Below are 24,188 nucleotides of genomic sequence, written 5' to 3'. Positions count from 1 at the left end.
TCCGACGGACGGTGCGATGGGAGCGGGTGTGCAGGTGCAGGAGCCACAGCGTGGGGATGTCGCCGGTCAGGAGGCTCTGATTGCACAGCTCCCGCCGTACACCGAGCTGCTGTGGCCCACCCTCCAGGCGTTGATCGCGCTGGGCGGGTCGGCATCCAACAACGAACTCGACAGCGCCGTCGTCGAGCGGGAGGGCTGGTCGCCGGAGCTGCAGGGGGTGCTCCACGGCGACGGGCCCGGAACCGAGGTCGAGTACCGATTGGCTTGGGCGCGTACGTATCTCAAGGGTATGGGCCTGTTGGCGAACAGTCGTCGTGCTGTGTGGAGTGTGACGAAGCGGGGGCGCGAGGCGACCGAACCCGAGTTGCGCCCGCTGTTGGCGGCCTTCACCGCCGACAAGCGGCGTCAGCGCCTGAACCGCAAGGCCAACACACCTGGTGCGCAGGCTCTTCCGCTGTCGGACACGGAGGCGGAGTCCGAGTCGACGGCGGACACGTCGTACGGCGACGCCGCCGATGCGGTCGCGTGGAAGTCGACTCTGCTGGACTCGCTCCTGCGGATGTCATCGACCGCCTTCGAACGCCTCACGCAGCGCCTGCTCCGCGAGGCGGGCTTCTCGAGTGCCACCATCACCGGGCGCACCGCCGACGGCGGCATCGACGGGATCGGGATGTGCCAGATCTCGTTGCTGAGCTTCCCGGTCGCGTTCCAGTGCAAGCGGGTCAGTGGCAGCGTCGGGGCCGGCGCCGTCCGGGATCTCCGAGGCGCCATGGCCGGCCGCGGAGAGAAGGGCCTGCTGATCACGACGGGCACCTTCACGAGCGAGGCCCGCGCCGAATCACGTCGCGACGGCGCACCCCCGATCGACCTGATCGACGGGGACCGGTTGTGTGCACTGCTCAAGGAGCATTCGCTCGGCGTGAAGACCACGACCCGGGTCGTCGAGGACGTGTCCGTGCGGGCCGACTTCTTCGCCGGCCTCGAGTCGGACTAGGGGACGAAGTCACCGATGTGACTGACGAAACCAGAGTGACTGTGGTGAAATAGGCGTCGAATCCCACAGGGCCCGCGGCGAATACGCCACGGATGCCCAGTCAGAGCGATGCCGGAATCCGCCGGTGATGCGAGGTTTGCAGTGCAGGTTTCCAGACGAGAACTATTCAAGATTGCCGCGGCCGGCACCGCGGCAGCGGGCATCGCGGCCGTCGCCGGCCCCGCGATCGCGAACGCGGGCCCGGCGACACTGATCGACTACTCCGCCGGCGTCCCGTCGCCCGTCGGTATCCGCCTGGCCGGGCACGTCGGCGCCATCCGGTACGTCTCGGACCGCCGCCCCGACGCCGCGTGGATGCTCGGCAAGCCGATGCAGTTCGGCGAGGCCGCCGCGATGGCTGCGGTCGGCCTGCAGATCGTCTCGTGCTACCAGTTCGGCAAGGGGGCGACGTCGGACTGGCGGGGCGGATACGACGCCGGTGTGCGTCACGCCCGCCGCGGCGTCGAATTGCATCGCGCCGCAGGCGGGCCGGAGAACTGCCCGATCTACGCCTCCATCGACGACAACCCGTCCGCCTGGGAGTTCGACAACCTCATCGCCCCCTATCTGCGCGGGTGGGAGAACGTCATGGGCCACCGCAACGTCGGCGTCTACGCGAATTCGCCGACGATCGACCGCTGCCTGCGTGCCGGTGTCGGCGCATGGTTCTGGCAGCACAACTGGGGTTCGCCGGCCGGCTTCGTCCATCCGTCGGCACACATGCACCAGTTCGAGATCGACAAGCGCCAGATCGAGGGGATCGGCATCGACCTCAACTCGATCCTCAAGCCCGATTACGGACAGTGGTCGCTTCGTAAGCCGCTCTTCCTGTCTTGATCGCACTCCCCGGCACGGAGGTCAGCCGACCTGTGTCGTCGCCGACGCGGTGTCCGATTCGTGCACCGTCCCCGCGTAGCGCCGGGTGAATGATGTGCCGTCGTCGGTCGTGACGGTGACGTCGTAGCGGCCCTCCACGATGGGCCAGCGGACGCTCGCGCGGCCGTCCGGTCCGACCTCGCAGACGCGCGATTCCCCGCCGAATTCCCGCGGTGCGATCGTGAAGGACAGCGACGTCGCACCGTGGTTTGCCAGCTCGAGCTCTACCCACGCGTCCGCGGGGCAGCTGCCGTGCAGCGCCGCCCTGACGTGGGGTGCGGCCCCGTCGTCGGTCTTGGGTAGGACGCCCGCGAAGTGGCACAGGAATCCATCGGCTCCGTAGACGGTGAAGTCGTAGCGACCTGCCGTGCGGACAGCGTTCCACTCGTAGACCGCCGTGCCCTGCGGCGCGACCGTGAACGGAGTCCCGGCGAATGGTCGGTACGCGTTGGGGAACACCGTGTAGTGGAACGCCACGCTCCCAGCGTTCGTCAGCTCGGCGCGAACCCGGCCGGTGGCGCTATCCACCACGATGTCGGCCCAGGGCCGGTAGGGCAGCGGCCGCTGTGGACGGCTCCCCGGCTCCTGAGTCGGCATGACCTGGGCGCCCGGGGCGGGCAGCGGCACCGGGGGCAGGTCCACCGCCGCATCGGCCGCCGCCATCAGCGCCCTCGTATCCGGTAAGTCCGGGATCGAGTAGTCGGGATTGCCGAAGTCGAAGCAACTCGTCAGGTCACCGCACACCGCTCGCCGCCACGCACTGATATTGGGCTCGCGCACACCGGTGACGAGTTCCAGGAAGCGCAGTACCGAGGTGTGGTCGAACACCTGGGAGTTCACCCATCCGCCGCGCGACCACGGGGAGACCACGAACAGCGGCACCCGGTTGCCCAGCCCGATCGGCTGCCCGTCGACGAATTCCTCCGGGGTCCCGGTGGGCGGGAAGGGCGGCACGACATGGTCGAAGTAGCCGTCGTTCTCGTCGTACATGACGAGAAACACGGTGTGCCGCCACACCTCGGGGTTGGCGAACAGCGATTGGAGGGCGGAGTCGACCCAGTGCGCACCGTACGCGGGGCTGGCGTTCGGGTGCTCGCAGAACAGGTACGGCGACACGAGCCACGACACCGTGGGCAGCGTCCCGTCCTTGCAGTGCGCGTCGAAGTCCGTCAGGTCCCACCTCGTCATCGCGTCGATGTATCGGGGATCGTCCTCGGCAAAAGCGTGGAACTGGGGGAAGTACTCGAGGGCGTTGTCCTCGTAGTTGCCGTCCCGCTCGTCCAGGCCGGGCGTGTGGTACACGCGCCAGGAGACGCCGGCGTCCGAGAGACGCTCGGCATACGTCGTCCAGTCGCACACCGGGCTCTCCGGCAGCGGCGTGTTGTCGATCCACGGCCCGGTCGTGCCGTCGCGACCCGGTCCCACCGTTCCGGTCCACAGGTAGAGGCGGTTGGGGCTGGTGGGGCCGGCCATCGAGCAGAAGTACGCGTCGCCGATCGTGAACGCGTCCGCAAGCGCGTACTGATAGGGGATGTCCTCCCGGGTGAGGTATCCCATGCTCTGCTCGCCCTTGGCCGAGGTCCAGCGGTTCATCGCACCCTGGTTGATCGCATCGTGACCGCTCTCCCAGTCGTGCGGCAGACCCTCCGCATTCTGGGCGTTGTACCGAGTGGAGTCCATCCGGAACGGCAGGAGCACACCACCGTCGCCCCGGGACAGCGTGGGCTGCCGGAAGACGCTGTCGCCGTTGGGAAAAGTCAGGGTCTGCCGGTCCTCGAACCCGCGGACGCCGCCGAGCGTGCCGAAGTAGTGGTCGAAACTGCGGTTCTCCTGCATCAGAATCACCACGTGGCGGATGTCGTCCATGCTCAGTACCTTTCGACCGAATGCAACAGGGAGGCGAGGAAGGCGACGTCGGCCCCCTCGAGTGAGTCCAGGATCGTTCGACCCGCCGCCGGCGGGACCGCGACGGAAGGAACGACGAGCACGGCGCATCCCGCAGCCTCGGCCGCCGCCACACCCACGGGCGTGTCCTCGACGGCGACACATGCGCGCGGGTCGACCCCCAGGGCCGCCGCGGCCGCGAGATAGGGGTCCGGCGCCGGCTTGGAGCAGACCGTGTCCTCGACGGCGATCGTCGTGGTGAACCGCGTCGCGCCGAGCGTCTCGCGCACCACGTCGACGACACGTCGTGGTGATGCCGTCACGATCGCGGTGGGAATCCGCGCGCGGACCAGTTCATCGAGCAGCGACAACACGCCGGGACGCGGAACCACGTCGTTGGCGACCAGGGCCGCGAACGCCTCGTCGAGCTCGTGGGCAAGCGCATCCGGGTCGGGCGCCGCCGGCCCCAGTGCCCGGCACAAGTGGGCCGCGGTGTGATCGGCGGGCCGCCCCACGACCGCCGGCGCGTCGGCATCGGAGAGGGGGCGTCCGAGCCGTGCCGCGACCTGCTCGACGGCGTCCCACCACAGTCGCTCGGTATCGACCAGTGTCCCGTCCATGTCGAAGAGGACGGCTGCCGGGGCACCGGGGAGGGTATCAGGGCTCATCGGGCGCGCCTCCAGAATCGACGACTGGACGAAACGGATTGCTGAACTGCACTTCTGACCGGTTCGGCGGTCCCGCTCGGACGGTCCACCAGCACCGGACGGTCCGGTAGTGCGAGGGTCACGGCGGTGCCCGCGCCGAGCGCGGCGGCGGCGGTGGTCGACACGTCCGCAATCACCACGCGGCCGTCCGGCAGCTGCACGGTCAGCCGCGTGCCGGCGCCGCGGAATGCTGCACCGGTGATGCGGGACGTTCCGTCGTCGGACGCCGTCACGCCGAGGGATTCCGGGCGCACGAGCACATCGACGTCGCGGGCTCCGCTTCCGGACTCCGCAGAGCCCGGAAGTTCCCCATGGACGGGCAGCCTGCGGCCGAGGACGTGCACCGCCCGCCCGCCCGCCTCGAGCCGTCCCGGTAGTCGGCTCATGACCCCGACGAACTCGGCGACGAACGCCGTCGCGGGGCGCTCGTAGAGCTCGGTCGGAGGTGCGCACTGCTCCATCTGCCCGGACCGCATGACCGCAACCCGGTCGGCCATGGAGAGGGCCTCCTCCTGGTCGTGGGTCACGAACAGCGTCGTGATGCCCAACTGCTTTTGTAGACGGCGGATCTCGTCCCGCAGAGTCTGTCGCACCTGCGCATCGAGCGCGGACAGCGGCTCGTCCAGCAGCAGGACCCGGGGCTGCAGCGCGAGGGCACGCGCCAAGGCGATCCGCTGCTGCTGCCCGCCGGAGAGCTGGCTCGGGAACCGCGCGGCGTGCTGCGGCAGCCCGACCAGCTCCAGCAACTCCATCGCGCGGGCACGCCGGGCGGACTTGCCCGTCCCCTGCATACGCAGACCGAAGGCGACGTTGTCGACGGCGGTCAGATGCGGGAAGAGGCTGTAGGACTGGAACACCATGCCCACGTCCCGCCGGTGCGCGGGAATCCTCGTGATGTCCTCGCCGTCCATGCGCACCGTGCCCGCGTCCGGGCGTTCGAAGCCGGCGACGGTGCGCAGCGCGGTTGTCTTGCCGCAGCCGGACGGGCCGAGCAGGGCCAGCAGTTCGCCGGGGTGGACCTCCAGGTTCAGGCCGTCCAATGCCGTTGTGGCGCCGAAGGTACGGCGCAGTCCGCGGAACTCCACGGTGGAACCGGCTCCCGCGGTGGCGGCGGGCGTCCGATCGGTCAGTAGTGCGGTCATGAGGCCTCCTCGAGGCGTTTGGTGCGTCCGGCTGCGGCGACGAGCATGAGCAGCGCCCAGGTGCCGAGCAGGCCGACGATGGACACGGCCACCGACATCTGCGCCTCGGAACCGCTGATGACGACGGTCCACACCGCGAACGGCTGGTACCCGAGCAGTGCGGCGACGGCGTACTCGCCGAGGACGAGGGCAAGGGTCAGGAAGGCGGCGTTGAGAAGCGCGCCGCGCAGATTCGGCAGCACCACGTGGATGAGGGTGCGCGGCCACGAGGACCCGCAGGACCGCGCGGCTTCGACGAGGACCCGCAGATCGAGTGCCGACAGGCCGGCGTCGAGCGTGCTGTAGGCCAGCGGCAGGGCCATCACGGCAAAGGCGAGCACCAGGATCACGGGAAAGTCGGGATCCTGCAACGCAACCAGGCCGTCGAACAGCGGCGTGCCGTAGTAGCGATCCGCGCCCCACCTCAGCAGCGTGGTGATGCCGGCGCCCAGGGCGACGGCCGGGACGACCAGCGGCAGCAGACAGACCGCCTGGACGAGCGTGCGCAGACGTGGTGCGGCGATCCGCACCGCCAGCAGCGCCGGCACCAGCAATCCGAGTACGACCGCGATCGTTGCCGCGGCCACCTTCAGCGTCAGTGCGAGGCTGCCGGCCAGGCCCGTCGCGCTGCCGATGCCGGTGTAGGCGTCGAGGCTGACCTGCCGGCCCGGCGACCCGATGCCCACGCTGAACGCGAACGCGCACACGATCGGGACCACGAAATAGATACCGGCGACCAAGAGCACGACCCTGCGACCGAGTCCCGGCCTGGACATCGTCAGGCCAGCCATCGTGCACTCCTTCGCTGCAGCGGCAGGTAGATGGCCATGACGATCGCCGCGATCAGCACCATGTCCAGGCCGAGGGCAAGGGCGACGTTGCCCTGCCCCACCAAGACGTCGCCCGACAGGCCTGCCGCGATCTGCACCGTGACCAGTTGCACGCTGCTGCCGGCGATCGCCGCGGCCGTCGCGTAGGTGCTGAATGCCGTCCCGAACAGCAGGACGAACCCGCCGAGCAGCGACGGCAGCAGGATCGGCAAGGCCACGTGCCGCCAGTACTGCGCCGTGCTCGCGCGATTGTTGGCGGCCGCCTCACGCCACTGCACGCGCAGACCCTCGAGTGCCGGGGTGAGGGTCAGGACCATCAGCGGGATCAGGAAGTAGAGGTAGACGACGGTCAGGCCCCGCATGTCGTAGAGGCTCCAGCCGAGGTCGCCGAGATGGAAGGCGTTGGTGAGGACGCCCGCGTTGCCGAGGGTCGCGACGAACGCGAAGGCCAGGGGAACTCCGCCGAAGTTGGCGAGGACTCCGGCCGCCGCCAAGACTGCCTCGCGCAGGGCCCGGAACCGCGACGTCACGATGGCGTGCGCGATCGGCAGTCCGACGATCGCGCCGATCGCCGCGGCCGTCGCCGAGAGCTTCATGCTGCCGATCAGGCTCGACCGGTACGGATCCTGCAGCGTCGCAGTCATGTTGGCTGTGGTCAGCCCACCCTCGCCGGAACCGGTCGAGGGCGTGGTGAACGCGCCGATCACCATCGTGGCGACGGGCAGACCCAACGCGATTGCCGCGAACAGCAGCAGCGGGAGGACGCCGAGCCAGCCCCCCATGGCCACCCGGTGGCGACGCCGGGGGACGGGCTGGGTGTCAGCGGCGGGGACCGGGGTGCTCCCACTCCCGGCAGTGGTCATCTGGATACTCATCTGGCGAGCACGCCGCCCCAGCCTTGGCTGACGACTGCCTTGGCCTGCGTCGACTGTACTTCCGTCGGGAAGACCGGCGCGGCGGCGTCGACCTCGGGCAGCCTGGCCGCCGCGGTGGCGTCGAGCGTTCCCGCCTTCTCCATCGCGGGCATGAGCGCCGGACGGGCGTAGCCCTTCAACCACAGGTTCTGGCCCTCAGGGCTGTAGAGGAACTCCTGCCAGAGCCGCGCCGCGGCCGGGTGCGGCGCCCACTTCACGATTGCCTGCGAGTAGAACTGGGCGAACAAGCCGTCGGCCGGGATCGCGACCTGCCAATCGACCCCCTTGTCTCGGAGCGAGTCGCTGTAACCGGCGTTGAGGTAGTCCCAGTTGACGCTGATGGGGGTCTCGCCCTTCTGGATGGTCGCGGGCGTCGACTCGACCGGGTTGAAGTTGCCGACTTCGCTGAGCTTGGCGAAGTAGTCCAGGCCCGGCTGGATGTTGTCGTAGGAGCCGCCATTGGAGAGAGCGGCCGCGAAGACGGCAGCGAATGCTGAACCGGACTGCGTGGGGTTGCCGGTCAGCGCGACCATGCCCTTGTACTGCGGGTCGAGCAGGTCGGCAAAAGTCTTCGGGCACTTCGCAACGCGCGCGTTGTCGCAGCCGATCGAGACGTAACCGCCCATGTCGTTGTACCACCGCGCGTCGGCGTCCTTCTGGCCCTCGGGGATGTCGCCGAACGCCTGCACGCGGTACGGCGCCAGCAGGCCCTGCTCGGCGGCGCTGATTCCGAAAGTGTGGCCCACGTCGAGGACGTCCGGCGATCGGTCCTGCCCCTTGCGCGAGGTCGCGGCGTTGATCTCGTCCTGACTGGACGCGTCCGGATTCTCGACCTCGACGTCGATCCCGTACTTCGCCTCGAAGGTGTCGATGATCTCGCCGTAATTGGCCCAGTCCCGCGGGAGGGCGATGGCGTTCAACTTGCCCTCCTGCTTCGCGGCGGCGATGAGGCCGTCCATACCGCCGAAGTCTTCGGCCGAGGTGGCGGTCGAGGACTTGCCGGTGTCGCTGTCCGTCTTCGTGCTGGTCAGTCCGCAGCCTGCGAGTGTCGACAGGGCGATCGCCAGCGAGCAAGCAAGGCTCGCCTGGCGAAGGTGGTGCATTCGCATCGTGTCTCCTGATCAATGTTGGCTATACAACTTCGCCATCATTCCGCCAGAGCGACGTTGCCATGAGGTGAACGATTCGGAATCGAGTCGTGAAGATTGACCGGCCGAGAACCGTCGATCTCTCGCCGAGGGACGCCTGTGACCAGTGGGAAGAGTTCTGAGAGCTACGATCGGGTCAAAGAGCACCGGGTGCCGGAAGGAGACGGACATTGGCTGATTCGGGGGGCAAGCGCCCGCGCGCCGAGTATCGAAGGTTGGCGGCCGAGTTGAAGGAGGCGATCACGTCGGGAGAGTTCGGTTCCGGGGATCGGCTGCCCAGCGAGGAGAGTCTCGCCGGGCAGTACGGCGTCTCCCGTGGCACCGTCCGCCAGGCCCTGGCCGTCCTGCGCGCGAACGGACTGGTCACCTCACGACGTGGTACACGCCGCGTCATTCTCGGCACTGCGCGCACGCAGAGCTTCTTCGAGTTGCTCAGCTTCACGGGCTGGGCGCACTCGATCGGCGAGGATCCCGGAAGTCGAACGGTCGAGATCGAGCACCGGGCCGCGGTGCCACTCGAGTGCGAGCAGCTCCAGCTCGAACCGGGATCGCACATCTACCGGGTGGTGCGTCTGCGGACTCTCTCGCGGGTTCCCGTCATGCTCGAGCGCGCCATCTACCCCGAGCGGATCGGAAAACTGATAGCCGCCTTGCCTCCGGATGCCCCCTCTCACGCGAACCCCCTGCTGGAGGAGGGTGTTGTGTTCACCGATGCCGATCACACCATCGACCTCGTCGACGCAGATGCGGACGACGCCCGTCTCCTGGGTTGCGCCGAGGGCTCACCGCTGCTCCGCGAGCGCAGGCGTGTCACCGACCCCGCCAGCACCCCGTTGCTGTGGTCCGACGACCGCTTCCTTCCCGGCACGGTCTCGTTCACCGTGCACAACTCCGTAGCCACAACGGCCCTGTCGCGCCGCCGTGGCTAGTCTCGGTTGGGTGGCGACGTCCCTGCCGCAGCTGCGGCTGAGTCTCCCCGCGGTCCAGCACAACGTCGATCTCATGGCGGCGTGGTGCCGCGACCGCGGCGTCGAGCTGTGCCCGCACATCAAGACGACGATGACCCGGCCCATCGTCCAGAGACAGCTGGACGCCGGCGCGTGGGGCGTCACGGTCGCCACGGTTCGTCAAGCCTCCATTGCCCTCGAATGGGGGGCGCGGCGCATCCTCATCGCCAACGAGGTGATCCACGGCCCCGATCTCGAACAGCTCCGGGCGTGGCTGGACGCGGACCCGTCGTTCGAGCTCTACCTGCTGGTGGACTCGACGGCGGGCCTGAGCCTGGCTGGAACGGTCATGCGGGGCGCTGCCAATCCACTGAGGGTCCTCGTCGACGTCGGGACCCCGGGCGGGCGAACCGGAGTCCGGGACGCCCGGGCGGCGCTGGGCCTCGCCCGGGAGTGTGAGAACGCGCCGGGAATCGCCCTCGCGGGCGTCGCGGGGTACGAGGGCGTTCGCCCCAACCGGCGGGACTCGGACATCGTCGCGCAGGTCGATGCGCATTGCCGGGAGACGGTGGACGCCTTCCGTGCGGTGTCGCCGTGGATCCAGACCGAAAAGCCGGTGTTCAGCATGGGCGGCTCGGCCTTTCCGGATCGGGTCATCGAGGCTATCGCGGACCTGCCGGAACGGGGCGGGCGTGTGATCCCGGTGTTGCGGTCGGGTTGCTACGTGACGCACGACCACGGAACTTACGCGGAGGTGTCACCGGTGCCAGGCCTGCGTGCGGCGCTGACGGTCCGGGCTGTCGTCCTGTCCGCGCCGGAGCCGGGGCGGATCGTGGTCGGCGCCGGAAAACGCGAGCTTCCCTACGACGCCGGCCTGCCGGTGCTGGTGTCTGCCACCGATGCCCAGGGAACCGCCCGCCGGTCGGCGAAGGCGACCGCGACCCAAATCTACGACCACCATCTCGTCCTCACCGATACGGTGGGGCTGGATGTCGGTGACATAGTCGATCTCGGCATCTCCCACCCGTGTTCGGCCTTCGACCGCTGGCCCGACATCACAGTGGTCGACGACGGCCGTGTGGAGGCGGTGTGGCACCCGCAGTTCCGCTGAATCCATCCTTGGATGGATTTCTCGAGCAGAGTTGTGAAGCCGCCGGATCCGTAAAGCTAAGGTAATAGCATGTCTGTCGTCTACAACATCCTCGTTGCCGTCCACCTGCTGGGCATGGCCGCGATCGTCGGTGGTTACCTCTCGGTCCTGAAGGCCCCCCGCGTCAGCGAGGTGATGGTCTGGGGCGCTCGAATCCAGTTGCTGTCCGGCATCGTGATCGTCGGGCTCGGCGAGTCGATCGACTCGCTCGGCAAGGACTACGACATGGCGAAGATCGGCGTCAAGCTGGTGATCACCCTGATCATCGTGGCTGTTGCCGAGATCGGCCGGGCCCGGCAGAAGCGTAGCGAGGGCAACCCCAACTTCGCGCACATCGTCGGAATCCTGGCGATCGTCAATGCGCTGATCGCGGTGCTCTGGACGAGCTACTGACATCCGACTCGAACACACGACGGGCGTCCTCCACACGGAGGGCGCCCGTCGTCGTAGGCGGCGGCGATCAGCCGGGGACGTTCGCCATCTTGCCGAGCCAGATGCGGGCATCCTCGGGCAGATTGCCTGACGCCTCCGCGTGCTTGCACCACTTCTTCGCCATCGACAGGAAGTTCATCGGGTTGTAGGCGTCCTCCTCGTGCGACCACAGGTTGTCGCCCGCGTAATGCAGGATCGTGATGTTCGCGGCGCCGTGATCGGTGCCGTCGCCGGGATCCTCCATCGGGTTCTGCACCTCGCAGATCACCCAGCCCCGCTCCTCGTCGATGACGTACCAGGAGACGGGGAACTCGGGCATACGGTTGCCGGGGAAGGCTGTCATCGTCCGGGTGACCCAGCGGCGGATCTCCTCGCGGCCGGTGAAGCTGCCGAACGCGTGCTCGAGGTAGGTCGCGTCCTCGGTGAACTGGTCGGCGAAGGCGTTCCAGTCGCGGGTCTGCGTCGCCTGCACGACGGTCTTCTGGTAGTTCTCGAACGCGGCTTCGAGTTCTTCGCGGGTCCACGCCATCGCTGCGCTCCTCCTGGTCGGTTGCGGGACGACTTCACCTGCAACCTAACGCAGGGCTGGAACGTGTTTCAGTTTTTCGTCGCAATCGACCAGATTGTCAGGTTCCGTGGAGTTCGGTCCATATGCCGAACGGCGGTGGTCCCTCGCCGAGCACCTTGACGCCGTGCGCCGGCGTGCCGGTCAGGGCGTCGGCGTGCTTGACGTGCATCCACTGGTAGCCGGCGAGGAGGTGCTCTTCGGACGTCGCCTTGTTGACGACCACGTTGTCGCCGTTGGCGCGTTGTTCGAGGTACCAGCCGCTGTCCGGGCCCGCCAGGACCCACCACTTCTCTCTGCTCATGGTCGTTACTCCCGTCCTGGAGCGACTACGCGATGCCCCTCTCAACGCTACCGCTGCGGTGGGGTGAAACAAGTCGTGCCGAATGACCGATATGTGGATGCGGTCCGGGCCTCGGATCGGCTTCGGATACCGTTAGCGGTCCGAAATCAGCTACGACGCGGAGGGTCTCGTGGAATTCCTCATCAACCTGTTCTATACGATCGCTGCGAATCTCTACATGGGCTCCTCGGGGGCAGTGAACGGCGGATCGTCGGGCGGGGGCCAGACGACGCAGACGCCGTAGCCCGCGGGCTCGAACGTCGAACGCCMGCCCCGATGCATATCGGGGCGGGCGTTCGTGTCTGTGCGCCGGAAGCCGCGTGTCAGGCGTGGCGCTTGCCCGCGGCTCCCGGCGTCGTKGCTTTCGGGATGAAGAACGCGAACACCAGCGACACCACGGCGGCCACGATGGCGATGACGAACGTTGCGCGGAAGGCGTCGAACGACGGAATCGTCGCCGTCCCGAGCGTCACCGTCATGCTCGCCAGCACGACGCTGATGACCGCCGCGGCACTGGACGTGCCGACCGACCGCATCAGCGAGTTCAGACCGTTGGCCGCCGCGGTCTCCGAGACGGGGACGGCGCCGATGATGAGGGCCGGCATGGAGGCGTACGACAGGCCGACGCCGGCACCGATGATCATTCCGCCGACGACGATCATCCACACCGAGGACGACAGGAAGTAGACGAACCCGTAGCCCAGGCCGACCACGACCGAGCCCACCATGAGGGTGAAGCGCGGGCCGCGCCAGGCCGAGATCTTCGCGGACACGGGTGACAGCGCCATCATCACGAGACCGCCCGGCGCCAGTGCGATGCCGGCGGTGACCATCGACAGGCCGAGCCCGTAGCCGGTGGACTCCGGTGCCATCAGCAGCTGGGGGAGCGTCAGCGAATTGCCGTACATCGAGAAGCCGATCGCGATCGACGCCAGATTCGTGAACAGGACGTTCGGCCGTGCGGACACGCGCAGGTCGACCAGCGGACGAGCGGTCCGCAGCTGCACGAAGCCCCACGCCACGAACACCACGACGGACCCCGCGAGCAGGCCCAGGGTCAGTGGATCGCTCCAGCCCCACGTTCCGCCCTTGGTGATCGGGAGCAGGAACAGGATCAATGCCGTGCTCAATCCGACGGCGCCGACGAAGTCGAAACGTCCGGGATTGCGGACCGTGGACTCGGGGATCACGATCACGGCGAGCGCGACACACAGGAGCCCGAGTCCGGCCGACATCCAGAACAGCACATGCCAGTCCGCGACCTGTGCGACGGCCGCGGCGACCGGTAGCCCGATCGCACCGCCGACGCCGAGGGTGGCACTGACGATGGCCATCGCGCCGGCGACCTTCCGCGGCGGAAGTTCGTCTCGCAGGATGCTGATGCCGAGCGGGATCACACCGACCGACGCGCCCTGCAGTGCGCGACCGACGATCAACGGAATCAGTGAATTGGCGAAGGCGCAGACCACCGAGCCGATCACGACGAGCAGCAAGCTCGCGACCAGAATCCTCTTCTTGCCGAACATGTCGCCGAGGCGTCCGCTGATGGGTGTCACCACCGCGGCCGCGAGAAGCGTCGCGGTGACCGCCCACGAAGCGTCGGCCGGCGTCGCCGAAAGAAGGTGCGGCAGTTGCGGAATGATCGGAACGACCAGTGTCTGCATAAGGGCGACGACGATGCCGCAGAAACCGAGAATCGCGACGATGGCGCCGCTGGATCTGGATTTCGCGGTGTCCGTCGACGGGGACGCGACGGTTGCACTCAAAATGGGGCTCCTCGGATTTACTGCTACACAACAAATTTGCAAGAATGTGTACGGTACACATGGATGTGCACGATGCACAAAGCGGACATTGCGGGCAATGTCGGAGCGAGAGGGTGACGGGTGTCCGACGGAGACCGGACGATGACGGACATCGAGTACGAGTTGACGCTGTTGTCGCGCTACCACGCCCTCGCGCAGCAGCGGGGCGGGCAGAAGCTCGACAGGTCCGCGTACCTGATCCTCGCGAGGCTCGAACTGGAACCGCCGATGAGCCTCAAGGAACTGGCGGAGGCGTTCGTGCTGGACATCTCGACGATCAACCGGCAGGTCGGCGCGCTCGAACGCCACGGCTTCGTCGAACGCGTCGCCGACCCGGACGGCGGTGTGGCGCGCAAGGTACGGCCGACGGAGTCAGGGCTGGACCGGCTGCACCTCGACCGCGACCTGAACCGCACCGGGATCGGTCGGGTGCTCGGCGGCTGGGACGTGGACGAGATCCGGCTCCTCAGGGACATGCTCGTCCGGTTCAACCGGGGTGTCGAGGAAATCGAGGGGCAGCCGTGGCCCCGTCCGGCGGCAGGCTAGGACTGGACGTGCCGCGTCGTCGACTGGACCAGGTCGGGTTCGTCGGGCATCACCACGAGCGTCGGGCGCTGGTCGGGGGAGTGACCCACCGCGCGCCACGACAGCAGTGACCACCGGGACAGTCCCGACAACGCGGAGCCCACGCTCGCGAACGACAGTGAGGACAGTGCGGAACCGGCTGACCCGATGGATCCGATCGACAGGATCGAGCCGACGCTACCGATGGACAGGATCGAGCCGACGCTGCCGATCGAGAGGATCGAGCCCTCCGAACGGATCGAGAGGATGGATCGTCGGGAATGCCGGGAACGGATCGACTGCGTGTTGTCGGCCATTCCCCGGTCTACCACGAACGGACGCGGTGTGAACAGTGAAAGGCCCCACCGAATTCTCGGTGGGGCCTTCACTGTCGGACGGTGAACCTACGCGACGGTGAACATTCCGATCGTCGGCAGGAAGTTGCACGTGAGCGGCGCCGCGCCCTCGGGCTCGGTGGTGAGGTCGCCGGAGATCACCGCGAGCACCCGGCCCGGGCCGGTGTTCGAGATGACCGACAGCGTCGCCGGGCCGTCCGGGTTGATCCGCGCCTCGGTGGTGAGGGTCTGCGTCTCACGACGGCCGTTGTCGACGTTGATCCAGGTGACCGTCATGCCCTGGGTGGGGGCGGCCTTCGCCGTGCCGAGCGCAGTGAAGACGAAACCGGCCTGGCCGGCAGCCGGCCCCGGCGGGGGCAGGTGCGCGGGGCCCGGCACCGCGAGGGCGGTGCCGACCGCGTCGCTCGACGGGGCGATGCAGCCCTTGCCGACGGTGGGGTAGAGGAACTGGGCGATCGCGGGCCCGTCCTGGGGGATCTCGGGTCCGCCGCCGCCGCTGCCGTCGAGGAAGGTGATGACACGCTCGAGGGTGGACTTGAGTTCGGGCGGCAGGTTGGCCGACTCGAGCAGTGCACGCGCCTGAGCGAGCAGGTCGTTCTTGGTGTCGACGTCGGCGATGTCCGCCGGAACGGCGGCCGCGCCCAGGATGGCGGGGGCGAGGGACGCCAGCGCGTCGATGGAGACGTCCTCGGGGACACCCGGAAGGGTCGGTTGCGCGACCGCGTTGGCCGGAACGGCGAGCGCCGCCGCGGCCGCAACTGCACACGCGGTGAGTGCTCGTCGCATTCCTCGGTTACGAATCACGGTTTACCCCATCCTTGTCGTTCAGACGCGTGCGGAGCAGCGTCGGTCTGCCGAGCGGGCGCCACGGCCCATCACGGTCGCGGGTCACTCTATGGATCGACCCCCGATGTGTACAGACTCTTCTGTACGACCCATTCGTGACCTGCGTCCCGAGGAGTCTATGCAAGCTGTGACGTGACTGCCATCGCTTGGTGACCATATCGCGTGACTTATGGGGAAAATGTGAACCTTGATGCAACTGTTACTGATGAGCAAGGTATTTTCTGTGCCCGTCGGCGTCGGGTTAGGCTGACGCGACACCTGGTCGTTCCCCCGCTGCGTCACACTGGGTGCTTACTGCCAGCACACGATCACGGGAGAGCACCAGCCAGTGTCTCAGCTTGCACGTGCCGGGCGGCGGCCACGCGCGCACGCGGCGTATCGCACACTCGTCGGCTGGGCGCCCGCGCTGCTCGCACTGTCGGTGCTGGCCAGGCTGCTGTGGATGGTCCTGACGCCCAACGGTCTCAATCTCGTCGACCTGCACGTGTACGTCGACGGCTCCGCAGCGCTCCTGAGCGGTGACCTGTACGGATTCACGTATTCGGAAGAGACACCCGAGTTCCCGCTGCCCTTCACATATCCGCCGTTCGCGGCGCTCGTGTTCCTGCCGCTGCACTACCTGCCATTCTCGGTCGTCGGATTCTGTTGGCAGCTGTGCACCGTCCTCGCCCTGTACTGGGTGATCCGAATCAGCCTCGAGCTGCTGGTCGGATCGGCCGCCGTCGGGGACCGGCACTGGAAGTACCTGGCGATGCTGTGGACCGCGATCGGGGTGTGGACCGAACCGGTGCGCACGACGCTCGACTACGGCCAGGTCAATGTGTTCCTCGTCCTCGGTGCGATGCTGGCCGTCCGCAGCACCCGCTGGTGGGTGTCCGGTGGCATCGTCGGGATCCTCGCCGGCATCAAGCTGACCCCCGCCGTCACCGGCCTGTACTTCGTCGCTCAGCGCCGCTGGCGCGCCGCGGTGTTCTCGGCGATCGCGTTCTTCGGAACCATCGGGCTGAGCTACCTCGTGATCAGTGCACAGGCTCGTGACTACTTCACGTCGAAGTTCGGTGACGCCGACCGGATCGGACCCGTCGGGTCGGCGTGGAACCAGTCGCTGCGCGGCGCCCTCAGCAGGATCGTCGGCCACGACGTCGAGTCGGGTCCCGTGTGGCTGATCGCGGTCGCGCTGTCGGCCCTGCTCGCCTTCCTGGCGTGGCGCGCCCTGGCCCGCGACGACAGGCTCGGCACGCTGGTCCTGGTGCAACTCTTCGGACTGCTGATCTCCCCGATCTCGTGGGTCCACCACTGGGTGTGGGTGTTGCCGATGCTCATCTGGCTCGTCCACGGTCCGTATGCGCGGATGGTCGGCACCCGCGTCGTCGCGTCGCTGTGGCTGATCGTGACCGTGATCGGTGTGCCGTGGGTCCTCAAGCAGGTCGAGGACGACGCGATCTCACGGCCCGGCGCGCTCGCGTGGGCGGGCACCGTCAACGTCGCCGGCGCGCTCGTCGTGTTCGCGTGGGTCGCCTATGCCGGCCGACGCGTGCGCGCTACGCAGACGCGGCCAGATCGTCGATCCGCCGTGCCAGCTCCAGATCCAGCGCAGTGATCCCGCCGGCGGAATGCGTGGCGAGGGAATACGTCACTTTCCGCCAGCGGATGTCGATGTCGGGATGGTGGTTCATCGACTCCGCGGCCTCCGCAACCCGGTCCACCAGCGTGATCGCGGCGGGAAAGCTGGCGGATTCGACGGTGCGGACCAAGGTGTCGCCGTCGCGTCGCCAGGTCGGCAGGTTCGTCAGTGCGGAGTCGATCTCGGTATCGGACAGCAACTCGGCCATACCTCATGATGGTGCGATGGGGAGGGGACCGCAATGACCGGCGCACCTGAACGTGAGGTCGGGGAGGTCGGGGAAGTGGTGGCCGCGGCCGTGATCCGCGACGGCCGCCTACTGCTCGCGCAGCGCACCCGCCCGCCGGAGCTGGCGGGGCTGTGGGAATTGCCCGGCGGAAAGATCGAACCGGGCGAGACCCCCGCCGACGCGGTGCGTCGCGAACTGCGGGAGGAACTGGGCGTCGAGGTGACCGCGGGCGAACGGATCGGCGTCGACGTGCCGCTGCGCGACGGACTGGTGCTGCGCGCATATCGCGCCGAGCTGATCAGTGGCGTCCCGCAGGCACTCGACCACTCCGCGCTGCGCTGGGTGGACGCGACGGATCTGCGCGAGATCGCACTGGTCGCCAACGACCGCGCATGGCTGCCGGACCTGACCGCGCTGCTCGACGCGGACTGACCGGTCTCAGGCCGCGCGGGCCTTCTTGAGGCCCTTCTTGAGTTCCTTCTTGGTCGCGCCCTCGTTCTCGAGCTTCTTCATGCGCATGATGACGACGGGGCACTTGAGGCAGCGCGTCTTCTTACGGCAGCACTTCTTCTTGGGCTTGAGGCCGGAGACCTTGCTGGCCTTGACCTTTCCCTTGCCTTTGCCCATTGCCGAGCCCGGCCTTCCTCCCGAGTGCGGTGCCCAGGATCGGATCTGTCCGCACGCGAGTGAGCGTACCCTCATCCGTTGATCCGGCAAGGTGGTCCGGGGGCTGTCGATGCCCCACCGGGGCCGGCACCGGAGGGTCGTCGGGATGGTTTGCGCAGACGCCGTGACCGGCCAGTGGTGCAGATCACTATTGCCTGGTCAGAGGTATCGATCGGGGGTCACGATGCGAGGTTTCGCGCTGCGGGCGGGTAGGGTATTCGCTGGCCGCAATCCCGGCGCTGACGCGAACATCGTGAACCTTCAGTGACGCGGGGTCGCGAATGGGAATCACGCATGCGCGTAGCGGCAGCCAGAAGCCGTGCGACATCAAATTCGTGTGGCCCCGTCAGCAGCCAGGAGAACGCCCCGCGTGAGCACCACCAATTTCCGTAACGTCGCCATCGTCGCGCACGTCGACCATGGCAAGACCACCCTCGTCGACGCCATGCTGCGCCAGTCCGGCGCCTTCGCCGAGCGCGCCGAGCTGGTCGACCGCGTCATGGACTCCGGTGACCTCGAACGCGAGAAGGGCATCACCATCCTCGCGAAGAACACCGCTGTCCACCGTCACAACACCGACGGCTCGGTCACCGTCATCAACGTCATCGACACCCCCGGCCACGCCGACTTCGGTGGCGAGGTCGAGCGCGGCCTGTCCATGGTCGACGGTGTCGTCCTGCTCGTCGACGCGTCCGAGGGTCCGCTGCCGCAGACCCGCTTCGTGCTGCGCAAGGCGCTCTCCGCGTCGCTGCCGGTCATCATCGTCGTGAACAAGACGGACCGTCCCGACGCCCGTATCGAGGAGGTCGTCACCGAGGCGCRGGATCTGCTCCTCGACCTGGCTTCCGATCTGGACGACGAGGCTGCCTCGGCCGCCGAAGCGCTCCTCGATCTGCCGGTCCTGTACGCCTCCGGGCGTGAGGGCAAGGCCTCGATGAACCGTCCCGAGGACGGTCACGCTCCCGACACCGAGAACCTCGATGTCCTGTTCGACGTCCTCATGGAGCACGTGCCGGCCCCCAAGGGCGATTCCGCTGCCCCGCTGCAGGCACACGTCACCAACCTCGACGCCTCCGACTTCCTCGGCCGCCTCGCGCTGGTGCGTATCCACAACGGCGAGCTGCGCAAGGGCCAGAACGTCGCGTGGATGCACGCCGACGGCGTCAAGAACGTCAAGATCACCGAGCTGCTGAAGACGGTGGGCGTCAGCCGTGAGCCCGGCGAGGTCGCCGTCGCCGGCGACATCGTCGCCGTCGCGGGCATCCCCGAGATCATGATCGGCGACACCCTCGCCGACATCGAGAACCCGGTCGCGCTGCCGACGATCTCCGTCGACGAGCCCGCGATCTCCGTCGTCATCGGCACCAACACGTCGCCGCTCGTCGGCCGCGTCAAGGGCCACAAGCTGACCGCTCGCATGGTCAAGACCCGCCTCGATTCCGAGCTGGTCGGCAACGTGTCGCTGCGCGTCCTCGACATCGGCCGCCCCGACGCGTGGGAGGTGCAGGGTCGTGGTGAGCTGGCGCTGGCCATCCTCGTCGAGCAGATGCGTCGCGAGGGCTTCGAGCTCACGGTCGGCAAGCCGCAGGTGGTCACCAAGCAGGTCGACGGCAAGCTGCACGAGCCGTTCGAGGAGCTGACGATCGATACCCCCGAGGAGCACCTCGGCGCGATCACGCAGCTGCTGGCCAACCGCAAGGGCAAGATGGTCCAGATGACCAACCACGGCACCGGCTGGGTTCGGATGGAGTTCATCGTCCCGTCGCGTGGCCTGATCGGTTTCCGTACCGACTTCCTCACCGAGACCCGCGGCACCGGCATCGCCAACGCCGTCTCGCACGGCTACGGCCCGTGGGCCGGCGAGATCCGCGCCCGCCACACCGGCTCGCTGGTCTCCGACCGGACCGGCTCGGTGACCCCGTTCGCGATGATCCAGCTGTCCGACCGCGGCACGTTCTTCGTCGACCCGGGCGCCGACACCTACGAGGGCATGGTCGTGGGCATCAACCCGCGCGCCGAGGACCTCGACATCAATGTCACCAAGGAGAAGAAGCTCACCAACATGCGCTCGGCGACCGCCGACGCCACGGAGACCCTCGCGAAGCCGATCGAGCTGACGCTCGAAGCCGCGATGGAGTTCTGCGCCGGCGACGAGTGCGTCGAGGTTACCCCCGAGGTGGTTCGCGTGCGCAAGCTGCACCTGTCGCAGACCGACCGCGCGCGCGAGCGTTCGCGTGCGAAGTCGCGTGACAAGGCCGCACTGTAAGTGTGTGACGCGTTCCGTGCGCGTTGTGCGAGTCTGAACACTCGCGCAACGCGCACGGGCGGGGGAGCCGCTCGCGGACGGGAGGACCGATAGTGGCGCAGGTCTGGCACGGGTTCTCCCGTGAGTTCGGTCGGCGGTTGCTGGGGGCAGCCGCCGCGGTGTCGGTGTTGACGGTGGCCGCGTGCACCGCCAATCCGCCACCGCCGGTGGAGAGCACCGACAGCCCCAAACCGACGACGGCCGTCCCGACGAAGAACACCGTCGTCGTCGCGATCGACGACGTCGGTATCGGGTTCAACCCGCATCTGCTCGCCGACCAGTCGCCCGCGAACTCCGCGGTGAGCGCCCTGGTGTTGCCGAGTCCGTTCCGCCCCGTGGTCGATCCGGCGCGGCCGGGCGTCACCACGTGGATTCCGGACCCGTCGGTGCTGGTCTCGGCCACAGCGACACCCGAGACGCCTGCAAGTTCCGACACGGCCCCCGAGACGCCCGACGTGGCTCCCCCGGTGCCGACCACGATCACCTACCAGCTGCGCAACGAGGCCCAGTGGTCCGACGGCGCCCCGATCGCCGCCGAGGACTTCCGTTACCTGTGGCAGCAGATGATCAGCCAGCCCGGTGTCGTCGATCCCGCGGGATACGGGTTGATCGAGGACATCGCGTCGTCCGGTGGCGGGAAGACGGTGACGGTCAAGATGTCCGCGCCGTACCCCGCGTGGCGGGAGTTGTTCACCGATCTGCTGCCCTCTCACCTCGTGAAGGATTCGCCGGGCGGATTCGCGCGCGGTCTGGCGGACAACATCCCCGTGTCGGGTGGCCGGTTCCACATCAAGTCGGTCGATCGAGGTCGGGACGAGATCCAGCTCGAACGCAACGACCGGTTCTGGGACACCCCCGCCAAACCGGACCAGATCCTCATGCGGCGTGGCGGCTCGCCCGCGCAGCTCGCCGACTCGATGCGGTCCGGCGATGCGCAGGTGGCCCGCGTCCACAGTGGTGCCGCGACGCTTGCCCAGCTGTCGGTGATCCCGGACGTGCAGACCGGCACCGAGCTCCAGCCCCGCGTGCTGTCGGTGACGCTCAACGGACGGGTCCCCGCCCTGGCCGACCGGCAGGTCCGCAGGGGGCTCCTGGGCCTGCTGGACCCGAATTTGCTCGCGACGGTCGGTGCCGGCAGCGAGTCGGCGGCGGTGCCGGCGCGAGCACAGATTCTGGCTCCGTCCGACCCGGGTTACGCGCCCACCGCACCGCCACCGCCGACGCGTGAGCAGGCGTTCGGGCTGCTGGCCGCCGCCGGCTACCAGTTGCTTCCCACCACCACCGCCACCGAGGGCGCTGCCCCCGAGACCCTGACGGAGGGCCGGATGGTGCACGACGGCGAACAGTTGACCCTGGTGCTGGGCGCCCCCGAGAACGACGACACCGCGGTCGCGGTCGCGAACACGGTGGCCGACCAGTGGCGTGGGGCCGGTATCGCCGCCTCGGTCCTGTCGCTGCCCGCCGAGGAGCTGTACGGGGAGGCGCTGGCGTCGGGCCGGGTCGATGCGGTCGTCGGCTGGGAACGCGCCGGATCGGATCCGGCGACCTCCCTCGCCTCCCGTTTCGGATGCCTGCCGTTGACGGCCTCCGAGGCCGCCTCCGCGACACCGGAACCGGGTTCCACGTCGGCCCGCGAATTGCGGTCGCCGAGCAATCTCTCGGGCCTGTGCGAACCGGCGCTGCAGCCGGCGATCGACGAGGCGCTGCGCGGCCAGGGTGACGTGGCGCGGGTGATCGCGGACGCCGAGCCCAAGCTGTGGGATCTGGCGGCGGTACTGCCGGTGCTCCAGGACAACACGGTGGTCGCGGTGGSCCCCGGCGTGCAGGGCGTCGTGATGGGCGGTCCGGTCCAGGTCGGCATCTTCACGGATGCCGGAGCGTGGACGCGGACGAAGTGAGCGAGAGAAACGAGTGGTTGTGAACGGTCGGCGCATCCTGTTCGTCCATGCGCATCCCGATGACGAGACCCTGACCACGGGCGGCACCATCGCGCGCTACGCGGCGGACGGGGCCGAGGTGACGGTGCTGACGTGCACCCTCGGCGAGGAGGGGGAGGTTATCGGTGACCGGTGGGCCGGTCTGGTGGCCGACCGCTCCGATCAGCTGGGGGGCTTCCGGATCCTGGAACTGACCCGCGCACTCGAGGCCCTCGGCGCCTCCGAGCCGCGATTCCTCGGCGGCGCCGGGCGGTGGCGCGATTCGGGCATGGCCGGGACGCCGTCGGCGGCGAACCCGCGCGCATTCGTCAACGCCGATCAGGACGAGGCGGTCGGGGAACTGGTCACGGTCATCCGCGAACTGCGTCCGCAGGTCGTGGTCACGTACGACCCGGTCGGCGGGTACGGGCATCCGGATCACGTTCGGGCGCATCACCTCACGACCGCCGCGGTGGAGGCCGCGGGCACCGACGCCTTCCCCGAGGCGGGCGGGCCGTGGGAGGTCGCGAAGTTCTACTGGACGGTGACCGAGGAGTCCGCGCTCGAAGCGGGGATCGCCGCGATCGATGCCGTGCCCGAGGGCTGGCGGTTGCCCGAGCCGGGCGAGCTGCCACGCGTGCCGGACTCGACGGTCACCGCGGTGGTGGACGTCGCGCCGGTGATGGCGGCGAAGCTCGCGGGTCTCCGCGCGCACCGCACCCAGGTGACGGTGGCGCCGTCCGGCACGGAGTTCGCGTTGTCGAACGATGTCGCGCAACCGGTCCTGTCCGAGGAACACTTCGTGCTGGTCCGTGGACAGTCCGGTCCCGTCGACGAGCGTGGGCGTGAGACGGACCTGTGCGCCGGACTCGGGTCCTGAGGGCGGTCCAGCCGAGTGGGATGTCCGGACGGTATCGGCGCATCCAGGCCCCGACGGTGCCGTCACGCCAGTTCTCCTCGAACTTCGACGGGAATACCGCTGCGGTAGAAGTGCGGTAGGGCTGTCGCTCCCGCAGTCGGGACCCCATCGCTCGGTCGGTGGTGTCGCGAACGTGCTGCGCGCCCCGGCACCGGATACACCACGCCACGGGATCTCCGTGACCGTCGAGCGGTCGGACCTGGTGAACCTACCCGGGCTCGTCGCCGCCCCACTCGCCGTATGCTGTGATCTACGCCACGTTCGTGGGGGTCCGTTCGTCGGCGCATGCAGCTGTCGAACGGGAGGGTGCGGCGGATGTACAACTGGGAACTCCAGAATGCGATCACGGCGTTCGTGGACAGTCTGCGGCCGATGGCCCCGTACTTCCACGACCTCTACATCGGGTCGTTGCACGCGTTCGTGCATCAGCAGAGCGAGCTGCTCACGATGCTCGGCTACCCGCCGGTCCCGTGACCCGGACCCCGCCGTGGCGGCGCCGTCGCGAATAGACCACGATCGGTGACATGACCGTCGAGAGCCACCCCGTCGAGCCGCCCGTGTCCACCGCCGAAGCCCGCACGACACTGGCGTTGCTCACGTTCGACGGGTTCCTGTGCGCGGTGCTCTCGGTGCTGTTCCTGCCCGCCTACCTCGGGACGACACCGTTCCCGGTGAGCATCCTCGTCGCGGCCGTGGTCAACCTGCTGCTGGTGCTCGGTGCGCGCAAGTTCACGGAGCGGCCGATCCTCGCCGCGCTGCCGATCTTCGGCTGGCTGTTCGGGTTCGGCCTGTGCGTGATCGGCGGACCGGGCGGCGACGTGCTGGTGTTCGAGGACTGGCGCACGCTGCTGCTGTTCGTCGCGGCGGTGCTGCCGGCCGGGGTCTACCTGTTCCGCGTCCAGCTCGACTCGATCGTGGCCCGGGCCCAGCAGGGCTGATGCCGTCCGG

General features: G+C 68.4%; 26 protein-coding genes. 13 read left to right on the top strand and 13 right to left on the bottom strand.

Translation table 11 applies throughout. From position 1 onward, the window contains the following. The first annotated feature begins 16 nt into the window (after positions 1–16). The gene (locus tag AB4Z09_RS21750) at positions 17–994 is read left to right on the top strand and encodes a restriction endonuclease (protein WP_174909078.1); all 978 of its coding nucleotides are present in this window, start codon (positions 17–19) and stop codon (positions 992–994) included. A 108-nt stretch (positions 995–1,102) separates the two neighbouring features. Beyond that, positions 1,103–1,870 carry a DUF1906 domain-containing protein gene (locus AB4Z09_RS21745; RefSeq protein WP_174909080.1) on the top strand — a complete coding sequence of 256 codons (768 nt, stop codon included), beginning with the start codon at positions 1,103–1,105 and terminating at the stop codon, positions 1,868–1,870. A gap of 21 nt (positions 1,871–1,891) precedes the next feature. On the opposite strand, the gene AB4Z09_RS21740 is transcribed toward AB4Z09_RS21745, so the two are convergent. From AB4Z09_RS21740 to AB4Z09_RS21715, 6 genes are read right to left on the bottom strand one after another with little or no spacing between them, the layout of a single operon-like run. Further along, positions 1,892–3,775, bottom strand: coding sequence for a phosphocholine-specific phospholipase C (locus AB4Z09_RS21740; RefSeq protein WP_442240647.1), 1,884 nt, complete (start codon positions 3,773–3,775; stop codon positions 1,892–1,894). A 2-nt stretch (positions 3,776–3,777) separates the two neighbouring features. Beyond that, a complete protein-coding gene (locus AB4Z09_RS21735) occupies positions 3,778–4,461 on the bottom strand; it encodes an HAD family hydrolase (RefSeq protein WP_114718403.1) in 684 nt (227 codons plus the stop codon). After that, positions 4,458–5,642: an ABC transporter ATP-binding protein gene (locus AB4Z09_RS21730; protein WP_114718404.1), complete on the bottom strand. Its 1,185-nt coding sequence runs from the start codon at positions 5,640–5,642 to the stop codon at positions 4,458–4,460. Before AB4Z09_RS21730 ends, AB4Z09_RS21735 begins: the two co-directional genes overlap by 4 nt. After that, positions 5,639–6,472 (bottom strand): ABC transporter permease, encoded by an 834-nt coding sequence (locus tag AB4Z09_RS21725; RefSeq protein WP_217487193.1) that lies wholly within the window; start codon positions 6,470–6,472, stop codon positions 5,639–5,641. The genes AB4Z09_RS21730 and AB4Z09_RS21725 overlap by 4 nt, the downstream gene beginning before the upstream one ends. Continuing rightward, on the bottom strand, positions 6,460–7,374 hold the full coding sequence (locus AB4Z09_RS21720) for an ABC transporter permease (RefSeq protein WP_174909084.1): 915 nt from the start codon (positions 7,372–7,374) through the stop codon (positions 6,460–6,462). The genes AB4Z09_RS21725 and AB4Z09_RS21720 overlap by 13 nt, the downstream gene beginning before the upstream one ends. Positions 7,375–7,382: 8 nt before the next feature. Next, positions 7,383–8,534 carry an ABC transporter substrate-binding protein gene (locus tag AB4Z09_RS21715; protein WP_114718406.1) on the bottom strand — a complete coding sequence of 384 codons (1,152 nt, stop codon included), beginning with the start codon at positions 8,532–8,534 and terminating at the stop codon, positions 7,383–7,385. A 209-nt stretch (positions 8,535–8,743) separates the two neighbouring features. On the opposite strand from AB4Z09_RS21715, the gene AB4Z09_RS21710 reads away from it, so the two are divergent. The 3 genes from AB4Z09_RS21710 to AB4Z09_RS21700 all read left to right on the top strand — a co-directional run bounded on the left by AB4Z09_RS21710 (position 8,744) and on the right by AB4Z09_RS21700 (position 11,063). Then, positions 8,744–9,502 (top strand): GntR family transcriptional regulator, encoded by a 759-nt coding sequence (locus AB4Z09_RS21710; RefSeq protein WP_114718407.1) that lies wholly within the window; start codon positions 8,744–8,746, stop codon positions 9,500–9,502. Between the two features lie 10 nt (positions 9,503–9,512). After that, the gene (locus tag AB4Z09_RS21705) at positions 9,513–10,631 is read left to right on the top strand and encodes an alanine racemase (RefSeq protein WP_174909086.1); all 1,119 of its coding nucleotides are present in this window, start codon (positions 9,513–9,515) and stop codon (positions 10,629–10,631) included. Positions 10,632–10,700: 69 nt separating this feature from the next. Next, entirely contained in the window at positions 10,701–11,063 is a 363-nt protein-coding gene (locus tag AB4Z09_RS21700) for a hypothetical protein (protein ID WP_174909088.1), read from the top strand. Between the two features lie 67 nt (positions 11,064–11,130). On the opposite strand, the gene AB4Z09_RS21695 is transcribed toward AB4Z09_RS21700, so the two are convergent. The 3 genes from AB4Z09_RS21695 to AB4Z09_RS21685 all read right to left on the bottom strand — a co-directional run bounded on the left by AB4Z09_RS21695 (position 11,131) and on the right by AB4Z09_RS21685 (position 13,776). Further along, a complete protein-coding gene (locus tag AB4Z09_RS21695; protein ID WP_114718409.1) occupies positions 11,131–11,631 on the bottom strand; it encodes a nuclear transport factor 2 family protein in 501 nt (166 codons plus the stop codon). 97 nt (positions 11,632–11,728) lie between these two features. Further along, positions 11,729–11,971 carry a maltose regulon activator MalT gene (locus AB4Z09_RS21690; RefSeq protein ID WP_114718410.1) on the bottom strand — a complete coding sequence of 81 codons (243 nt, stop codon included), beginning with the start codon at positions 11,969–11,971 and terminating at the stop codon, positions 11,729–11,731. Between the two features lie 362 nt (positions 11,972–12,333). Next, positions 12,334–13,776: an MFS transporter gene (locus AB4Z09_RS21685; RefSeq protein WP_114718411.1), complete on the bottom strand. Its 1,443-nt coding sequence runs from the start codon at positions 13,774–13,776 to the stop codon at positions 12,334–12,336. 141 nt (positions 13,777–13,917) lie between these two features. Here AB4Z09_RS21685 and AB4Z09_RS21680 point away from each other — a divergent pair, with 141 nt between their 5' ends. Further along, a complete protein-coding gene (locus tag AB4Z09_RS21680) occupies positions 13,918–14,361 on the top strand; it encodes a MarR family winged helix-turn-helix transcriptional regulator (protein ID WP_174909090.1) in 444 nt (147 codons plus the stop codon). Here AB4Z09_RS21680 and AB4Z09_RS21675 read toward each other — a convergent pair. Both AB4Z09_RS21675 and AB4Z09_RS21670 read right to left on the bottom strand, forming a co-directional pair. Further along, positions 14,358–14,696, bottom strand: a complete 339-nt coding sequence (locus AB4Z09_RS21675; protein ID WP_442240646.1) for a hypothetical protein — start codon at positions 14,694–14,696, stop codon at positions 14,358–14,360. The two genes, AB4Z09_RS21680 and AB4Z09_RS21675, sit on opposite strands and share 4 nt — an antisense overlap. A gap of 87 nt (positions 14,697–14,783) precedes the next feature. After that, a complete protein-coding gene (locus AB4Z09_RS21670; RefSeq protein ID WP_114718414.1) occupies positions 14,784–15,521 on the bottom strand; it encodes an Rv1157c family protein in 738 nt (245 codons plus the stop codon). A 388-nt stretch (positions 15,522–15,909) separates the two neighbouring features. On the opposite strand from AB4Z09_RS21670, the gene AB4Z09_RS21665 reads away from it, so the two are divergent. Further along, the gene (locus AB4Z09_RS21665) at positions 15,910–17,181 is read left to right on the top strand and encodes a mannosyltransferase (RefSeq protein ID WP_114718415.1); all 1,272 of its coding nucleotides are present in this window, start codon (positions 15,910–15,912) and stop codon (positions 17,179–17,181) included. On the opposite strand, the gene AB4Z09_RS21660 is transcribed toward AB4Z09_RS21665, so the two are convergent. Further along, positions 17,123–17,413 carry a 4a-hydroxytetrahydrobiopterin dehydratase gene (locus AB4Z09_RS21660; protein WP_114718416.1) on the bottom strand — a complete coding sequence of 97 codons (291 nt, stop codon included), beginning with the start codon at positions 17,411–17,413 and terminating at the stop codon, positions 17,123–17,125. The genes AB4Z09_RS21665 and AB4Z09_RS21660 overlap by 59 nt on opposite strands. A 33-nt stretch (positions 17,414–17,446) precedes the next feature. On the opposite strand from AB4Z09_RS21660, the gene AB4Z09_RS21655 reads away from it, so the two are divergent. After that, entirely contained in the window at positions 17,447–17,866 is a 420-nt protein-coding gene (locus AB4Z09_RS21655; protein ID WP_174909094.1) for a (deoxy)nucleoside triphosphate pyrophosphohydrolase, read from the top strand. A gap of 6 nt (positions 17,867–17,872) precedes the next feature. On the opposite strand, the gene AB4Z09_RS21650 is transcribed toward AB4Z09_RS21655, so the two are convergent. After that, on the bottom strand, positions 17,873–18,061 hold the full coding sequence (locus AB4Z09_RS21650; protein ID WP_031940253.1) for a hypothetical protein: 189 nt from the start codon (positions 18,059–18,061) through the stop codon (positions 17,873–17,875). Between the two features lie 409 nt (positions 18,062–18,470). On the opposite strand from AB4Z09_RS21650, the gene typA reads away from it, so the two are divergent. From typA to AB4Z09_RS21625, 5 genes are all read left to right on the top strand, one after another. Next, positions 18,471–20,366, top strand: coding sequence for a translational GTPase TypA (typA, locus tag AB4Z09_RS21645; RefSeq protein ID WP_442240645.1), 1,896 nt, complete (start codon positions 18,471–18,473; stop codon positions 20,364–20,366). A 92-nt stretch (positions 20,367–20,458) separates the two neighbouring features. Further along, complete coding sequence (locus tag AB4Z09_RS21640) at positions 20,459–22,303, top strand: ABC transporter family substrate-binding protein (protein WP_442240644.1); 1,845 nt, start codon at positions 20,459–20,461, stop codon at positions 22,301–22,303. A gap of 19 nt (positions 22,304–22,322) precedes the next feature. Next, a complete protein-coding gene (gene mshB / locus AB4Z09_RS21635) occupies positions 22,323–23,201 on the top strand; it encodes an N-acetyl-1-D-myo-inositol-2-amino-2-deoxy-alpha-D-glucopyranoside deacetylase (protein WP_442240643.1) in 879 nt (292 codons plus the stop codon). Between the two features lie 324 nt (positions 23,202–23,525). After that, positions 23,526–23,714, top strand: coding sequence for a hypothetical protein (locus tag AB4Z09_RS21630; RefSeq protein WP_147283446.1), 189 nt, complete (start codon positions 23,526–23,528; stop codon positions 23,712–23,714). 50 nt (positions 23,715–23,764) lie between these two features. Further along, the gene (locus AB4Z09_RS21625) at positions 23,765–24,178 is read left to right on the top strand and encodes a hypothetical protein (RefSeq protein ID WP_174909100.1); all 414 of its coding nucleotides are present in this window, start codon (positions 23,765–23,767) and stop codon (positions 24,176–24,178) included. Positions 24,179–24,188 lie beyond the last annotated feature (10 nt).

The organism is Rhodococcus sp. TAF43 (assembly GCF_052113525.1).
GTDB lineage: Bacteria > Actinomycetota > Actinomycetes > Mycobacteriales > Mycobacteriaceae > Prescottella.
The sequence above is the reverse complement of the archived record's forward strand: the minus strand, read 5'-3'. Positions and strand labels throughout refer to the sequence as shown.

What these genes read in the sequence shown, in the direction of transcription:
- AB4Z09_RS21740 (WP_442240647.1), bottom strand. Translation starts at nt 3,775, where the DNA reads ATGGACGACATCCGCCACGTGGTGATTCTGATGCAGGAGAACCGCAGT.
- AB4Z09_RS21690 (WP_114718410.1), bottom strand. Translation starts at nt 11,971, where the DNA reads ATGAGCAGAGAGAAGTGGTGGGTCCTGGCGGGCCCGGACAGCGGCTGG.
- AB4Z09_RS21660 (WP_114718416.1), bottom strand. Translation starts at nt 17,413, where the DNA reads ATGGCCGAGTTGCTGTCCGATACCGAGATCGACTCCGCACTGACGAAC.
- AB4Z09_RS21730 (WP_114718404.1), bottom strand. Translation starts at nt 5,642, where the DNA reads ATGACCGCACTACTGACCGATCGGACGCCCGCCGCCACCGCGGGAGCC.
- AB4Z09_RS21725 (WP_217487193.1), bottom strand. Translation starts at nt 6,472, where the DNA reads ATGGCTGGCCTGACGATGTCCAGGCCGGGACTCGGTCGCAGGGTCGTG.
- AB4Z09_RS21630 (WP_147283446.1), top strand. Translation starts at nt 23,526, where the DNA reads ATGCAGCTGTCGAACGGGAGGGTGCGGCGGATGTACAACTGGGAACTC.
- AB4Z09_RS21745 (WP_174909080.1), top strand. Translation starts at nt 1,103, where the DNA reads ATGCCGGAATCCGCCGGTGATGCGAGGTTTGCAGTGCAGGTTTCCAGA.
- AB4Z09_RS21675 (WP_442240646.1), bottom strand. Translation starts at nt 14,696, where the DNA reads ATGGCCGACAACACGCAGTCGATCCGTTCCCGGCATTCCCGACGATCC.
- AB4Z09_RS21625 (WP_174909100.1), top strand. Translation starts at nt 23,765, where the DNA reads ATGACCGTCGAGAGCCACCCCGTCGAGCCGCCCGTGTCCACCGCCGAA.
- AB4Z09_RS21655 (WP_174909094.1), top strand. Translation starts at nt 17,447, where the DNA reads ATGACCGGCGCACCTGAACGTGAGGTCGGGGAGGTCGGGGAAGTGGTG.
- AB4Z09_RS21650 (WP_031940253.1), bottom strand. Translation starts at nt 18,061, where the DNA reads ATGGGCAAAGGCAAGGGAAAGGTCAAGGCCAGCAAGGTCTCCGGCCTC.
- AB4Z09_RS21670 (WP_114718414.1), bottom strand. Translation starts at nt 15,521, where the DNA reads ATGCGACGAGCACTCACCGCGTGTGCAGTTGCGGCCGCGGCGGCGCTC.
- AB4Z09_RS21700 (WP_174909088.1), top strand. Translation starts at nt 10,701, where the DNA reads ATGTCTGTCGTCTACAACATCCTCGTTGCCGTCCACCTGCTGGGCATG.
- AB4Z09_RS21695 (WP_114718409.1), bottom strand. Translation starts at nt 11,631, where the DNA reads ATGGCGTGGACCCGCGAAGAACTCGAAGCCGCGTTCGAGAACTACCAG.
- AB4Z09_RS21715 (WP_114718406.1), bottom strand. Translation starts at nt 8,534, where the DNA reads ATGCGAATGCACCACCTTCGCCAGGCGAGCCTTGCTTGCTCGCTGGCG.
- AB4Z09_RS21735 (WP_114718403.1), bottom strand. Translation starts at nt 4,461, where the DNA reads ATGAGCCCTGATACCCTCCCCGGTGCCCCGGCAGCCGTCCTCTTCGAC.
- AB4Z09_RS21720 (WP_174909084.1), bottom strand. Translation starts at nt 7,374, where the DNA reads ATGACCACTGCCGGGAGTGGGAGCACCCCGGTCCCCGCCGCTGACACC.
- AB4Z09_RS21680 (WP_174909090.1), top strand. Translation starts at nt 13,918, where the DNA reads ATGACGGACATCGAGTACGAGTTGACGCTGTTGTCGCGCTACCACGCC.
- AB4Z09_RS21750 (WP_174909078.1), top strand. Translation starts at nt 17, where the DNA reads ATGGGAGCGGGTGTGCAGGTGCAGGAGCCACAGCGTGGGGATGTCGCC.